This window comes from Rhizobium sp. RU20A, assembly GCF_900155885.1.
GTDB lineage: Bacteria > Pseudomonadota > Alphaproteobacteria > Rhizobiales > Rhizobiaceae > RU20A.
Window position 1 is genome coordinate 14,312 of record NZ_FTMB01000006.1, and the last position, 13,879, is coordinate 28,190.

Annotated in this window: 12 protein-coding genes; 6 read left to right on the forward strand and 6 right to left on the reverse strand. The window is 64.2% G+C overall.

Annotated elements, in window-relative coordinates:
• Positions 1–232 precede the first annotated feature (232 nt).
• Entirely contained in the window at positions 233–1,642 is a 1,410-nt protein-coding gene (locus F3H41_RS14655; protein WP_149739645.1) for a DHA2 family efflux MFS transporter permease subunit, read from the reverse strand.
• 328 nt (positions 1,643–1,970) lie between these two features.
• On the opposite strand from F3H41_RS14655, the gene F3H41_RS14660 reads away from it, so the two are divergent.
• Entirely contained in the window at positions 1,971–2,975 is a 1,005-nt protein-coding gene (locus F3H41_RS14660) for an MBL fold metallo-hydrolase (RefSeq protein WP_149739439.1), read from the forward strand.
• Between the two features lie 147 nt (positions 2,976–3,122).
• On the opposite strand, the gene F3H41_RS14665 is transcribed toward F3H41_RS14660, so the two are convergent.
• Positions 3,123–3,431, reverse strand: a complete 309-nt coding sequence (locus F3H41_RS14665) for an ATPase inhibitor subunit zeta (protein ID WP_149739440.1) — start codon at positions 3,429–3,431, stop codon at positions 3,123–3,125.
• A gap of 280 nt (positions 3,432–3,711) precedes the next feature.
• On the opposite strand from F3H41_RS14665, the gene guaB reads away from it, so the two are divergent.
• The 4 genes from guaB (at position 3,712) to adhP (ending at position 7,439) form a co-directional block, all read left to right on the forward strand.
• Positions 3,712–5,208, forward strand: coding sequence for an IMP dehydrogenase (gene guaB, locus F3H41_RS14670; RefSeq protein ID WP_149739441.1), 1,497 nt, complete (start codon positions 3,712–3,714; stop codon positions 5,206–5,208).
• Between the two features lie 154 nt (positions 5,209–5,362).
• Positions 5,363–5,728, forward strand: a complete 366-nt coding sequence (locus F3H41_RS14675) for a hypothetical protein (RefSeq protein ID WP_149739442.1) — start codon at positions 5,363–5,365, stop codon at positions 5,726–5,728.
• Positions 5,729–5,874: 146 nt separating this feature from the next.
• Positions 5,875–6,300: an MAPEG family protein gene (locus F3H41_RS14680; protein ID WP_244616213.1), complete on the forward strand. Its 426-nt coding sequence runs from the start codon at positions 5,875–5,877 to the stop codon at positions 6,298–6,300.
• Between the two features lie 110 nt (positions 6,301–6,410).
• Positions 6,411–7,439, forward strand: coding sequence for an alcohol dehydrogenase AdhP (gene adhP / locus F3H41_RS14685; protein WP_149739443.1), 1,029 nt, complete (start codon positions 6,411–6,413; stop codon positions 7,437–7,439).
• A gap of 354 nt (positions 7,440–7,793) precedes the next feature.
• Here adhP and F3H41_RS14690 read toward each other — a convergent pair whose 3' ends face one another.
• Entirely contained in the window at positions 7,794–8,744 is a 951-nt protein-coding gene (locus F3H41_RS14690) for a LysR substrate-binding domain-containing protein (RefSeq protein WP_149739444.1), read from the reverse strand.
• 205 nt (positions 8,745–8,949) lie between these two features.
• Between F3H41_RS14690 and F3H41_RS14695 the strand changes: the two genes are divergently transcribed.
• Complete coding sequence (locus F3H41_RS14695; RefSeq protein WP_149739445.1) at positions 8,950–9,240, forward strand: DUF1127 domain-containing protein; 291 nt, start codon at positions 8,950–8,952, stop codon at positions 9,238–9,240.
• Positions 9,241–9,380: 140 nt separating this feature from the next.
• Here F3H41_RS14695 and F3H41_RS14700 read toward each other — a convergent pair whose 3' ends face one another.
• The 3 genes from F3H41_RS14700 to F3H41_RS14710 all read right to left on the reverse strand — a co-directional run bounded on the left by F3H41_RS14700 (position 9,381) and on the right by F3H41_RS14710 (position 13,820).
• Positions 9,381–11,207: a methyl-accepting chemotaxis protein gene (locus F3H41_RS14700; RefSeq protein ID WP_149739446.1), complete on the reverse strand. Its 1,827-nt coding sequence runs from the start codon at positions 11,205–11,207 to the stop codon at positions 9,381–9,383.
• 230 nt (positions 11,208–11,437) lie between these two features.
• Positions 11,438–12,331 (reverse strand): DUF937 domain-containing protein, encoded by an 894-nt coding sequence (locus F3H41_RS14705; RefSeq protein ID WP_149739447.1) that lies wholly within the window; start codon positions 12,329–12,331, stop codon positions 11,438–11,440.
• Positions 12,332–12,446: 115 nt separating this feature from the next.
• Positions 12,447–13,820 (reverse strand): glutamate--cysteine ligase, encoded by a 1,374-nt coding sequence (locus F3H41_RS14710; protein WP_149739448.1) that lies wholly within the window; start codon positions 13,818–13,820, stop codon positions 12,447–12,449.
• Positions 13,821–13,879: the final 59 nt, after the last annotated feature.

Sequence of the window (13,879 nt, forward strand, 5' to 3'; positions counted from 1 at the left end):
CCTCTCTGTCCTGGCGGACATCTCCCCCACACGGGGGGAGATCCGCTGGGCGCATTGTCATCTTTCACTCTTGAGCGTCTTTAGACCACGTCGCGCTCTGAAGCCCTGAGTAGCGTGTCGCAAATAACGCGTGGAGCCCATCTCCTGCCAATCTCCCCCCTTGCGGGGGAGATGTCCGGCAGGACAGAGGGGGGTGCCCGCACCACGTCCCGCGGCCAGATAATCCCCGCCCTTACTCCGCCGGCTCCTCCACCAGCTTCGCCGTCCGGCTGCGATGGCCCGACACCCGCTGGCCGGCGTCGCGGTTCATCCGCAGGAAAGGGATGACGGCAAGCAGCGTCAGCGCCGCGATGATCATGAAGGCCAGCTGGAAATCGGAAAGCGTCAGCTGCGTGCCCGTGATGACGGTCTCGAGTTCGAGGATCGTGCCGGCCACGGCAACGCCGAGCGCAACGCTCATCTGCTGCAGCACAGCGCTCATGGCGGTTGCCTTGCTGGCATCGGCATCGTCGATATCGGCAAAGGAGAGCGCGTTGACGCTTGTAAAGAAGAAGGAACGGGCAACGCCGGCGACCAGCAGGGTCGCAAACATCACCGCATAGGGGGTCGCCGGTGTGAAGAGCCCGTTGGCGAAGGTCATGGCCGCACCGATCAGCGCGGCGATGATCAGCGTCGTGCGGAACCCGGCGGCGGCCAGCACGCGGCGGGCGAAGAACTTGGTGGTGATGGCGCCGATCGCCCCGACAAAGGTGATCATGCCGGATTGGAAGGCATTCAGCCCGAACCCCACCTGCAACATCAGCGGCAGCAGGAAGGGGACGGCCCCGACAGAAATGCGAAACAGCGTGCCGCCCGTCGCCGCGGCGCGGAAGGCCGGGTCCCTGAAGAGCTTGAGGTCGAGAATGGGCGCAGGATGGCGCCGGGCGTGGCGCACATAGGCGAACCCCGCGACGATGCCGGTGGCGATCGCGGCAGCGCCGACGATCGGCGGCAGGGCGGGCATGCTGACGACGGAGAGCCCGAACATGGTGCCGGCAGCAGCGATGGCGCTGAGAAGAAAGCCCCTGGTGTCGATCGGCGGTGGCGCGGCCGCCTCGATCACTGGAAGATAGATGCCGGAGGCGATGTAGCCGATGAGCCCGACGGGCACGTTGATGAGAAAGATCCAGTGCCAAGAGAAATAAGTGGTGATGAAGCCGCCGAGCGGTGGACCAGCGAGCGGTCCGACCAGAGCGGGAATGGTCAGCAGCGCCATGGCCGAAACGAGCTGGCGCCGGTCGGTGCCGCGCACGAGCACGAGGCGGGCGACCGGTGTCATCATGGCCCCGCCCATGCCCTGGAAGAACCGCGCCAGCACGAAATCGACAAGGCTTGAGGAGAGCGAGCAGAGGATCGAGCCGGCGATGAAGACGAGGATCGCCCAGCGGAACACGCGCTTGGCCCCGAAGCGGTCGGCCATCCAGCCGCTCAAGGGAATGAAGATCGCCAGCGACACCATATAGGCCGTCAGGGCCAGCTTGAGCGTGATCGGCCCGATGCCGAGATCGGCCGCGATGGCCGGCAGCGAGGTGGCAATCACCGTGGAGTCCATCTGCTCCATGAACAGCGCCACGGCGAGGATGATGGGAACGAGCCGGTTCATGGGAGCAGGATCGGCGGCGGCGGGCATAATCTGGGGCGCTTGCATGGGGCACGCTTTTTGGAAAACTGGCGGGGAGATGGAAGGCCTGCAACGGCTCTCCAAGCTGGTCAACATAGCGCAGCTGTGCCGCACGTCCTCTCGCAAACATGAACATTGTGTAAGGGTCCATCACATCGCTGTGAGGTGCGTGGCTTTCTGACCCCGGCCCCTATCTTGCACCGTGGTCCAAGCCGCAGCGCGCTTCGTAAGCGGCATCGAGAATAGACAGGTTTCCCCGTCGGCCTGCACGGCCGCGATCCTTGCGAAGATCAGCAGAGAGGATAACAGCATGTCCAACACGCTTACGCCGCCCGCCGCCTTCACCCTCAATCGTCGCGTCCTGTTCGGACTGACCGCCGGTGCGCTGGCAGCGCCGGCCATCCTGCCGCGCGCGAGCTTCGCGCAGGATGCCGCTGCCCCGGCGGCCGGCGCGATGGCGCCGCGCATTCACACCTTCCCGCTCGGCAGCTTCAAGGTGACCGTGCTGTCGGACGGCAAGCGGGTGTCGGAAAAGCCGCAGGAAACCTTCGGAACCAACCAGACGCCCGAAGCGGTCGGCGAATTGCTGACCGCCAACTTCCTGCCGGCCGACAAGTATGTGAACGGGTTTTCCCCGACGCTTGTCGATACCGGTTCCGAGGTCGTGCTCTTCGACACCGGCATGGGCGAGGGCGGCCGCCAGGCGGGCGCCGGACAACTGATCAACGGGCTCGCCGCTGCCGGCTATACGCCCGACAAGGTGTCCGTCGTCGTCATCACCCACATGCATGGCGATCACATTGGTGGCCTCATGGAAGGCGGCCAGCCGGCATTCCCGAATGCCCGCTACGTGACGGGACAGGGCGAGTTCGATTTCTGGAAGGATACGGCCCGCGTCGGCACGCCGGCGGAAAACGGCCACAAGACGGTGCTCGCCAAGTTCGTACCGCTTGCGGAGAAGGCCACGTTCATCGGCGATGGCGGCGACGTCGTGCCCGGCATCACCGGCATGAAGGCCTTCGGCCATTCGCCGGGCCACATGATCTATCGCATTGAATCCGACGGAAAGGCGCTGATCCTCACCGCCGATACGGCCAACCATTTCGTCCTGTCGCTGCAACGCCCGGATTGGGAAGTGCGCTTCGACATGGACAAGGCCGCGGCTGCCGCCACGCGCAGACAAGTCTTCGACATGATCGCGACCGATCGCCTGCCCTTCGTCGGCTATCACATGCCCTTCCCGGCCGTCGGCTTCGTGGAAAAGCAGGATCAGGGCTATCGCTTCGCGCCGGCCAGCTACCAGTTCGACATCTGACGAACCGGAACCGCCGTTGAGGCGGCTTCACGCGCTGAGTATCGTGCGCGCAAAGCCGCCCACGGCATGGCGTGCGGACCGCCAGCATCGGCCACACGCCAGAACACACCGCCTCCTGAGAGACGGTGGTTTCTCTGTGTTCAGAGATTACTTGTCGTGCATGTCGCGCGCGACGTCGCGCAGCACGGCGGCCATGCGGGTCTGCAGGTCCTCGTCGCTGACCGAGGCGCCGGCGAGGGCGAGGTCGGTGCGCAGCCGCTCATAGGCGGCCGTCGGGCCATCGGCGGAGCAGGCGGCAAGCTCCTGCGCATAGGCATCGGCATCCTGGCGACGCATCGCAGACGCTGCCCAAAGGCCCATCAGCGCATTGCGGCGTGCCTCGGCCTTGAACTGAAATTCCTGCTGATAGGCAAATTCCGTTTCGAGCGCCTGAGCGCGCTTTCTGATGGCCGTCATGGTCGTCCCCGTTTTTTAAGAGTTGCTGTCGGCCCTGTTCCCGGGCCGTAAGAGCAACCTAACCGCGATTTTTTAAGAATCCGCACAGCAGAAACAGCTAATGAAACGTCAATGGCTTTTGCCAGGTCACGGCGCAGGCCAGCACTGCGGTTTTTTCAGTTCCCAACCTGTCAAAGACGTGTTACGTGCCCTCGCCAACTTCCAAGAAACGCTTCCAGCGACCGGGCGACCCGCCGTTCCGGAACCGTTTCGTTTTTTCGTTTGTGAAAAGGATATTGGCATGGCCCGCATCATTGAGACTGCTACCGGGATGGAGGCTCTGACCTTCGACGACGTGCTCCTGCAGCCCGGCCACTCCGAGGTCATGCCCGGCCAGACGAATGTCGCGACCCGCATCGCCCATGATTTCGAATTGAACCTGCCGATCCTTTCCTCCGCCATGGACACCGTGACGGAGGGGCGTCTTGCCATCGCCATGGCCCAGGCCGGCGGTCTCGGCGTCATCCATCGCAACCTGACGCCCGCCGAACAGGCCGAGGAAGTCCGCCAGGTCAAGAAGTTCGAAAGCGGCATGGTGGTCAACCCCGTCACCATCGGACCGGACGCAACGCTCGCCGACGCGCTCTCGCTGATGAAGATCCACGGCATTTCCGGCATTCCGGTCGTCGAAAACGCCTCTGCCGGCAAGGCCGGTCGCCTCGTCGGCATCCTCACCAATCGCGACGTGCGCTTTGCCTCCAACCCCGCCCAGAAGATTTACGAACTCATGACCCGCGAGAACCTCGTGACGGTCAAGGAAAACGTCGATCAGGTCGAGGCCAAGCGCCTCTTGCATTCCCACCGGATCGAAAAGCTGCTGGTGGTGGATGGCGAAGGCCGCTGCGTCGGCCTCATCACCGTCAAGGACATCGAAAAGTCGCAGCTGAACCCGAACGCCTCCAAGGATGCGCAGGGGCGCCTGCGCGCTGCTGCCGCCATCTCCGTGGGTGACGATGGCTTCGAGCGCGCCGAGCGCCTCATCGATGCCGGCGTCGACCTCATCGTCGTCGACACCGCCCACGGCCATTCGCAGCGCGTTCTCGACGCCGTCACCCGCGTCAAGAAGCTGTCGAACTCGGTGCGTATCATGGCCGGCAACGTCGCCACCGCCGATGGCACCAAGGCGCTGATCGATGCCGGTGCCGACGCCGTCAAGGTCGGTATCGGTCCGGGCTCCATCTGCACCACGCGCATCGTCGCCGGCGTCGGCGTGCCGCAGCTTGCCGCCATCATGGCCTCCGTCGAGGCGGCGCAGGCCAACGACATTCCCGTCATTGCCGATGGCGGCATCAAGTTCTCCGGCGACCTCGCCAAGGCGATTGCGGCCGGCGCCTCCGCCGTCATGATCGGCTCGCTGCTCGCCGGCACGGATGAAAGCCCGGGCGAGGTGTTCCTCTACCAGGGCCGCTCCTTCAAGGCCTATCGCGGCATGGGCTCCGTCGGCGCCATGGCGCGCGGCTCGGCCGACCGCTATTTCCAGGCGGAAGTGCGCGACACGCTGAAGCTGGTCCCTGAGGGCATTGAGGGCCAGGTGCCCTACAAGGGCCCGGTCGGCGGCGTGCTGCACCAGCTGGCCGGTGGCCTCAAGGCCTCCATGGGCTATGTCGGCGGCAAGGACATCAAGGACTTCCAGGAAAAGGCCACCTTCGTGCGCATCTCCGGTGCCGGCCTTCGCGAAAGCCACGCCCATGACGTGACGATCACCCGCGAAAGCCCGAACTACCCCGGCGCCGTCTGATCCCACTTCCTCCAAAGCCTTGTAAGGCCGCGTCTTCTTAACCAAGGCGCGGCCTTTCCCATTCCCCCCTTTTTTGGGCGTTGCCAGCAAGTGCTAACATTCGACAAATTGGTGGTATGGCGCTGTTTGGGGGCGCCCTACTGAGGGAAATCGAATGTTCAAGACACTCATCACGGCGGCGGCGCTCAGCCTCGCCGCATCGACGGCCGCTTTTGCCGTGGACGTCACCGCAGGCACCTACGATGTCGAAGGCACCAATCTCGACGGTTCCGCCTATAGCGGCACGGCCACCATTTCGCTGGAAAGCGATACGACCTGCTCGATCACCTGGGAAACCGGCGGTACGACCTCGCACGGCATCTGCATGCTTTACGACGACGCCTTCGCGGCCGGTTACGTCCTGCAGGATGCCGTTGGCCTCGTCGTTTACAAGGTCGAGCCCGGGGGCGTTCTCGAAGGCGGCTGGACGATCACCGGCAAGTCGGGCTCCGGCACCGAAACGCTGACCCTGCGCAAGTAAGCGCAAGGCCCGCACCGCAGTTTACGCCGTGAAGCCGTGCCCGGCCGGGCACGGCTTCGTCGTTTTGCCGGGGCAGGGGCCGCAACAGGCGTTTTTCTTGCCCGCGGGTTGCGCTACATCTCCCGCACCCAAGAAGGAGATGCCCTGTGACTGTTCTTTCCCCCGCCTACCTGTTCTGGCCGATGTTCGCCCATGTGCTGCTGGTGCTCGTGGTCTTCATGCTTCTGTCGAAGCAGCGGGTCGGTGCCGTCCGGGCGGGGCGCGCCAAGGTGTCCCAGTTCAAGGACAACAGGGAGGAGCCGGTCGAAAGCCTTGCCGCGAAGAACAACATCGCCAACCAGTTCGAAGTGCCGGTGCTCTTCCATATCGCCTGCATCCAGTTGCAGCTCTTCGATGCGGTGACACTGCCGGCCGCTGTTCTCGCCTGGCTGTTCGTCATCAGCCGCTATGCCCATGCCGCCATCCACCTGACGTCCAACCGCGTGCTCTTCCGCCGCCGCGCCTTCATCGCCAGCCTTGTCTTCACCGTCGCCCTCTGGCTGCTGCTCGCTGTCCGCCTCGCCATGGGCTGACGAGTGCCATCACAGCCGCGCTGTCGTTGACGCCGATCAATGGCGACGTCCCGTTCCGATGCTACGTCTCGGCCGACAGCAACGGGCAGCAGGGCTGCGAGGAGACGACGATGGCAGGGATGATGAAGGCCGCAGTGGTGCGTGAATTCGGCAAGCCACTGACGATCGAGGAGCGCCCGATCCCCACCCCGGGGCCGGGTCAGATTCTGGTGCGCTACGCCGCCACCGGCGTTTGCCACACCGACCTTCACGCCGCCAATGGCGATTGGCCGGTCAAGCCCAATCCGCCTTTCATTCCCGGCCATGAGGGCGTCGGCCACGTCGCCGCGCTCGGCGCCGGCGTCACCGGTATCAAGGAGGGGGATCGTGTCGGCGTTCCCTGGCTGCACACCGCCTGCGGCTGCTGCTCGCCCTGCCGCACCGGCTGGGAAACGCTCTGCGGCAGCCAGAAGAACACCGGCTATTCGCTTGACGGCACCTTCGCGCAATATGGTCTGGCCGATCCCGCCTTCGTCGGCCGTCTGCCGGATACCCTCGACTTCGGCCCTGCCGCACCGGTCCTGTGTGCAGGTGTCACGGTCTACAAGGGATTGAAGGAAACGGAAGTGCGCCCCGGCGAGTGGGTCGTCATTTCCGGCATTGGCGGCCTCGGCCACCTCGCCGTGCAATATGCCAAGGCGATGGGCATGCATGTGGTCGCCGCCGATATCTTCGATGAAAAGCTGGCGCTCGCGACAAGGCTCGGCGCCGACCTCACCGTCAATGGCCGTGATGCGGATGCCGTCGCCAAGGTGCAGGCCGCGACCGGCGGCGTGCATGGCGCGCTCGTCACCGCCGTTTCACCCAAAGCCATGGAGCAGGCCTTCGGCTTCCTGCGCTCGAAGGGCACGATGGCGCTGGTCGGCCTGCCGCCAGGCTTCCTTGCTCTGCCGGTCTTCGACACCGTGCTGAAGCGCATCACGGTGCGTGGCTCCATCGTCGGCACCCGGCAGGATCTGGAAGAGTCGCTGGCCTTCGCCGGGGAAGGGAAGGTCGCTTCGCACTTCTCGTGGGACAAGCTCGAAAACATCAATGCCATCTTCCACCGCATGGAAGAAGGACAGATCGACGGCCGCATCGTGCTCGATCTGGCAGCCTGACACGCAGGGAAGGCGAGAGGCGACTCGCGTTAAACCTGTGTTGGCAATCCAAGGAATACTGCTGCCAGAAGGAGAGGGGCTGCATCTGCCTCCTTAACCTTAACCGATCAGTCACCATGACAGCACCAAAAATGGCGCGTTTGCCGGCTTTTGGTCTGTCGGAAGCTGGAGTAGGTTCCGGCCGATCGCGTTGGGCGGTATATGCAGTGTTTCCACTACGGGTTTTGTAGGCGTTTTCGAAAGTCCGGTTATTTTAGTAAGGGTCGGCCGCGGTGCATCCCTGGATGCCCGCGGCCTGTTTCATTTTGCAGCAGAGTGTCTCGTTTTGAGGCAAGGACAACCCCCCGGCGGGCCTCACCAGCCGGGCAGCATGTGGCTCTGTCGCAAGCGCGGATAGCGCGGCAGCCCCTTGAGGTCGTTTTCGATCTCTTCGCTCACCGTGTTCGGCGTGATGTTGTCGAGGCAGGCCGTGATGTGGTTGGTGATCGCATTGGATAGCGAGGGCGACAATCCCGGCCGCTTCATGATGCCGATCTGCACCGGCGCCAGCGCAGGAAACCCATCCGCGACCGAGAGCACCTTCATGCCCGGACGCAGCGCCGATTCGGGCATCACCGACACCGCCATGCCGGCCAGAACGGCCGCGGCAACGACGGTGGAGGACCAGCTCGTGAAGAGAACGGTATAGTCTTTCCCGGATGCATCCAGCGCCGAGCAGGCGGCCTGCCGCCATTGGCAATCGCGCCGTCCGACGGCGAGCGGCACCGGCGCGTTTTCCGGTAGCGGATGGTTGACCGAGCTCACCCAGCACAGCGGCTCGGTGCGCACCACGTCCGAGGCGCGCGCTCGCGGATTGTGCGTGACGAGGGCGATGTCGAGGTCGCCGCGCGCCAGCTTTTCGGCGAGATCCACCGAGGGCTCGCAGACGATGAACAGTTCGACATTCGGATGCGTCTTGGCAAAGCGCATGATGATTTCCGGCATGTAGCGATCGGCATAATCATCCGGCGTGCCGATGCGCAACGTGCCCTCGAGACGATTGTCGTCGAAGGAGGCCATGGCCTCGTTGTTGAGGCGGATCATGCGGCGGGCAAAGTTCAAGAGCTTGTCGCCATCCACCGTCAGCCGGTTGCCGCGGCCATCCTTGACGAAGAGGGGTTTGCCGACGCGCTCTTCGAGGCGCCGCATTTGCATGGAAACGGCCGACTGCGTCTTGAACACGCGGTCGGCGGCCTTGGTGAAGCTGCCGGTATCGGCAATGGCGACGAAGGTCTGGAGCTGGTCGATGTCGAGGGGTGCGGACATGGGGAAGTGCCATCAGTTAAACTGATGGATATCATTAGAAACATTCGTTGGACTGATCAATACGGATTTGCGAAACCCGGCAGGCAAATCGCTGGCGGTCACCGGTCCGGGCTGCTGCCGATCTCCGGTCAAGCCCCGCCCATCCGCCCGGGCGGGGCTTTGCCCGACGCCGTTGTTTGAACCAGACCCTTGAAGGAGTTTCGTCATGTCTGCGCCCCGTTCCGCCCTCGATCTCGCTGCGAGCAAGCCTGGTCTTGCGCTTCGCGCCATCGAGTTTGCCGGTGCGGTCACGAACCTTGTGCGCCGACTGCGAAACCGAAATGCGATGCTGGCCCTTGCGGATCTCAGCGAATCCCAGTTGCTTGACATCGGGCTGACGCGGGAGGACGTGCACAGCGCCGTCACCTCGTCCTTCTTTGCCAACACCGGCAGTCATCTGACGCGGGCCGCCCGCCTTCGCGCCAATGCCTACTATCAGGGCCTTCGCCAGCCCTGAGCGAGGCTGACGGCAGAGGCCGTCTGAAAAGAATTTGCCGCGCCGTTATCCGGCGCGGCTCCGATCCCCGCAGGGTTTTGAGCCAACGAACCCTGCCTCTTGCCCGGTGCCCGGTCCCAAGGCCGGCCATCGGGCTTTTTTTATGCGGCGCGCTGGTGCCGGCTCCGCTCCATCTCGGCCGAGGACTGTCCCCGACCGACGCGGAAGCTCGCGATCAGCCGCAGCAGGTCGCCGGTGTCGTTGGCGAGCATTTCGGCCGAAGCCGTCGTCTCCTCCGCCATGGCGGCGTTCTGCTGGGTGGCGACGTCGAGCTGGTTGAGCGCGCTGGCGATGGAGCGCAGCGTCGTATCCTGCTCGGCGGCGCTGTGGGCGATCTTCGAGACAATCTCGTTGGCGCCTGTGATCTGCGTCGAGATCCGCTTCAGCGCCTCGCCGGTCTCGCCGACCAGTTCCACGCCCTGGGCAACCTGCTGGCTGGAGCGCTGGATCTGTTCCTTGATCTCCTTGGCCGCAGCGGCGGAGCGCTGCGCAAGTTCGCGCACTTCCTGGGCAACGACCGCAAAGCCCTTGCCGCTTTCGCCGGCGCGTGCCGCCTCGACGCCGGCATTCAGCGCCAGAAGGTTGGTCTGGAAGGCGATCTCGTCGATGACGCCGATGATCTTGCCGATTTCCTGCGCCGAGCTTTCGATGCCGCTCATCGCCGCAATGGCGCGGTTGACGATTTCGTCGCTCGAGTGCGTTTCCTCGCTGACGGTTGTCACCCGGCGTGCCGCATCGCGCGCGCCGTCCGCCGTCTGGCGCACGGCCACGGCGAGTTCGTCCATGGCGGCCGAGGTTTCCTCAAGGTTGGCGGCCTGGCGCTCCGTGCGCTGGGCGAGCTCGCCGGATGCCTTGCGGATTTCCTCCTTGCTGACACCGATATCCGCACCCTTGACGGACACGCGGCTCATGGCCTCTTCGAGCCGCGTCAGCGCCTCGTTGAAGTTTTCGCGCAGCTGATGGTACTTCGGCCCGAGATCGTCGCACCGCACCGTCAGGTCGCCGGTGGCGAGCGTCGCCAGCGCCGAACCGATCGTGCCGACGGCATGGCTCTGCTGGCGGGCTTCTTCGAGCTGGAAGGCAACGCTTTTTTCGCGCTCGCTGCTGAGTTCCAGTTCCTGCTCGCGCTGGCGGGCGGCCAGCGCATGGCGCTCGCGGATCTTTTCCTGCAATTCGCCTGTGGCGCGCGCCATCATGCCGACCTCGTTGGCAAGATCGCCGTGCGGAATGGCGATCGTGACATTCTCGTCGGCAACGGCGCGCAGCGCCGTGTGAACGGAGCGCAGCGGCAGGGTGATGTTGCGGATGACAAGCGTGGCGGCGATCAGGCCGAGCATGGCAACCACGATGCACAGCGATGCCGCCTTGATGATCTCGCCCTGAACATAGGTGTCCAGATCATCCATGTAGAGCCCGGTGACGACCACGAGGTTCCAGGGTGCGAAGGCCTGCGCATAGGCGGCCTTGCGGAAGTTATCGCCTTCCTGGCCCGGCTTCGGGCCGAAGAAGTCCACGCGCCCGCCCCCGGCAAAGCCGAGCTTCACCAATTCGTCGCGATAGGCAAAGCCGTTGCTGTCCGCCTTGCCCTTGAAGTTCTGCCCCACCCGCTTCGGATCGGGGTGGAAGAGCATGGTGACGTCCTTGTCATAGGCGAAGAAATAGCCATCCGGCGTGAACTTCATCGCCGCGATCGTCGCAAAGGCGTCCGCTCTGGCCTGATCCTGCGTCAGCGCACCCGCCTCGGCCTTCTTGTTGTACATCTCCATGACCGACAGGGCGGTCTCGACCTCGGTGCGCAGCATCTCGTAGCGCTGCTCGTAGATCGTTGCGGAGAAGGATCGGATCTGGAAAACCGACGCGGTCGCAAAGCCGGCCATCAGAAGGCCGACCAGCAGGTAGAGCGCCGAAGCGATTTTGAGATTTTTCATACATGCCCCCACGCATTGAGTGGCATGAATGTAACGGTAAGAGTTAAAATTGTACTTAATCAAATTGGATGCATCGTCGGAGGGCGGTTGTCGAAAGACCTGAAGTCATTTTCCCCGTGGAGGTCTTTTCTGTACCGCGCCCGTCAAGCAATGACAGGCCAGTTTTGTTGTGATTTACTACAAATCACACGGGATGATGGCGCGCCACGTGCCTGGGATACGCTTGCGTCTCAGGCCGTGCCCTCCGGCTTCCCCTTGCCCATATAGGTTTCGAGCAGGCCGTCGAACTGCTTCTGGTATTCCTTCTGGGCAGCAATGCCGCTGTCGAACATGGCGTTGAAGAAGGCGCCCATCTGCTCGCTCGCACTCGCTTCGCCAGAGGCCGCCTGCGGTTTGGCTTCGGGTTTTGCGGTCGGCTGGGCCGTTTCCTGGGGCTCGGCCGCTTTGGCGGCGGTGGCAAGAAAATCCTGATAGGCTTTGACGAAGGGGTTGCCGGCAAAAAGATCGGGCTCGGGTTTCTTCTCCGGTACGGTTCCCATGCCGAAAAAACCCTGCATGGCCTGGGTAAAGGGGTTGTCGAAGGGGTTTGCAGGCGCCGCCGGCTTCTGCTGCAGTCCGGCCGCCTCCATGAAGGGGCGCATCATCGCCGCGTAGGGGTTTTCCGGTGTCGACTGGGCGGCCTGACCACCCATCTGGCCGAACGGCGCCATCATCTGCTTGAAGAAGCCGCCCATCAGGGCGCTCGCGACCACCGGCAGCATCTGCTTGTAGATTTCCTGGCCGATGCCGGTCATCTGCGCGGCCTGCGCGGCAATGGCGCGCGACACGTCCTTCGAGCCGAAGAGGCGGCCGAGCGCCGCGTTGCCGTCATCGATACCCTGCGGGGAGAAGGCGCGGGCGAGATCCTCGAAATAGGGCGCATAATTGCCGCTCGCCATGGCGGCCAGAAGCGGCGTGAAGTCCATCGGGTTGGTCGCCTGCCGCTTCAGTGCGGAGGAAAAGGCCGGCATCAGCGCCTCGGTCGCAAGCCGCGCTTGCTCCTGCGCCAGACCGAACTGGCGGGCCATCATGTCCACGGCCTTGCCGTTCTGCGCCTGCATCATCATGTCGTAGAGTGGCAGCATTCCGATTCCCCTCGCATCGCCCGGTTCACCCGGTTCATTGCGCACTATAGGGCAATTCGGCGGTGGCAAAACCGCTTTTGTCACGGATTGGCGGTCATCCCCGAGGGAATGCGGCTCAGTACTGGAATTCGCTGAAGATCGGCTCCACCGAACCGTTCCAGCGACCCTTGTAAAGGCCGAGCAACTCCTCCGCGAGCGTCATGCGCCGCGCGACCATCTCGTCGAGCGGGGCAAGGAAGATGGTTTCATCCACGCCATCCCCGTTCAGCCGGGCGCGGTTCTTGAGGCCGAGCCGGGAGATGGCGAGGATGTCGCGCGCCACCGACCAGAGATCGCGCCCGCGCACCATGGCGGAAAGCCCCTCGGCCGGCACGGCGTTGCGCAGCGACAGTGCGTCCTCGTAGGACCAGTCCTTTACCGCGTCCTCGGCCGCATCGAGCGCCGCATCGTCGTAGAGAAGGCCGACCCAGAAGGCCGGTAGGGCACAGATGCGCCGCCACGGACCGCCATCGGCGCCACGCATCTCCAGGAAGCGCTTCAGCCGCACGTCCGGAAAGAGCGTGGAAAGGTGGTTGGTCCAGTCGCCCATGGTGGGCTGCCATTCGGCGAGCGTGCCCTTCAGCGCGCCGTCCATGAACTGGCGGAAGGTGATGTGCGTGCAGTCGTGATAGACGCCGTCGCGCACCACGAAATACATGGGCACATCGAGCGCCCAGCGCGCGTAGTCCTCAAAGCCGAAGTTCGGCGCGAAAAACGCCTCCAGCATGCCCGAACGCTGGTTGTCCGTGTCGCGCCAGATGTCGCCGCGCCAGGATTGCAGCCCGTTCGGGCGGCCGTCGGTAAAGGGCGAACTCGCAAACAGCGCGGTCGCCAGCGGTTGCAGCTTCAGCGACACCTGCATCTTCCGGCGCATGTCGGCCTCGGAGGAGAAGTCGAGATTCACCTGGATCGTGCAGGTGCGATACATCATGTCGAGCCCCTGCGAGCCGACCTTCGGCATGTAGCGCGACATGATGCCGTAGCGCGACTTCGGCATGCGCGGCGTTTGCTCAAGCGTCCACTTCGGGCTGCCGCCGATGCCGAGAAAACCGATCCCGAGCGGCTCGGCGATCGCCTTGACGGCCGCGAGGTGCTCGTTGGATTCCTTGCAGGTCTGGTGCAGCGTCTCCAGCGGCGCACCCGAAAGCTCGAACTGGCCGCCTGGCTCCAGCGAGATCGCGCCGCCGCCCGACGTTGCGGCAAGGCCGATGATCCTGCCGGCATCGTCGATCGGCTCCCAGCCGGTTCTTTCCTGAAGCTGGCGCAGGATCGTCTCGATCCCGGCTGCGCCCTCATAGGGCACGGGGGCATTGTCCGCCTTGAAGAAAACGAATTTCTCGTGCTCCGTCCCGATCCGGAAGGCATCCTTCGGCTTGCTGCCTTCGGCCATGTGCGCGGCGAGTTCGCTGAGGGAGGAAACCGGCGTCAGGTCGGTGGTATCTCGGGCCATGGTGGTCTTCTGCTTCTCGGGATCGTCGCCCCGCACGGCGCGGGAATGGTTGCTGCTGC

Bases quoted from the DNA above. Each gene is read 5' to 3' on its own strand.
- F3H41_RS14665 (WP_149739440.1), bottom strand. From the start codon at position 3,431: ATGACGGCCATCAGAAAGCGCGCTCAGGCGCTCGAAACGGAATTTGCC.
- guaB (WP_149739441.1), top strand. From the start codon at position 3,712: ATGGCCCGCATCATTGAGACTGCTACCGGGATGGAGGCTCTGACCTTC.
- F3H41_RS14655 (WP_149739645.1), bottom strand. From the start codon at position 1,642: ATGAACCGGCTCGTTCCCATCATCCTCGCCGTGGCGCTGTTCATGGAG.
- F3H41_RS14710 (WP_149739448.1), bottom strand. From the start codon at position 13,820: ATGGCCCGAGATACCACCGACCTGACGCCGGTTTCCTCCCTCAGCGAA.
- F3H41_RS14675 (WP_149739442.1), top strand. From the start codon at position 5,363: ATGTTCAAGACACTCATCACGGCGGCGGCGCTCAGCCTCGCCGCATCG.
- F3H41_RS14705 (WP_149739447.1), bottom strand. From the start codon at position 12,331: ATGCTGCCACTCTACGACATGATGATGCAGGCGCAGAACGGCAAGGCC.
- F3H41_RS14695 (WP_149739445.1), top strand. From the start codon at position 8,950: ATGTCTGCGCCCCGTTCCGCCCTCGATCTCGCTGCGAGCAAGCCTGGT.
- F3H41_RS14700 (WP_149739446.1), bottom strand. From the start codon at position 11,207: ATGAAAAATCTCAAAATCGCTTCGGCGCTCTACCTGCTGGTCGGCCTT.
- F3H41_RS14660 (WP_149739439.1), top strand. From the start codon at position 1,971: ATGTCCAACACGCTTACGCCGCCCGCCGCCTTCACCCTCAATCGTCGC.
- adhP (WP_149739443.1), top strand. From the start codon at position 6,411: ATGGCAGGGATGATGAAGGCCGCAGTGGTGCGTGAATTCGGCAAGCCA.
- F3H41_RS14690 (WP_149739444.1), bottom strand. From the start codon at position 8,744: ATGTCCGCACCCCTCGACATCGACCAGCTCCAGACCTTCGTCGCCATT.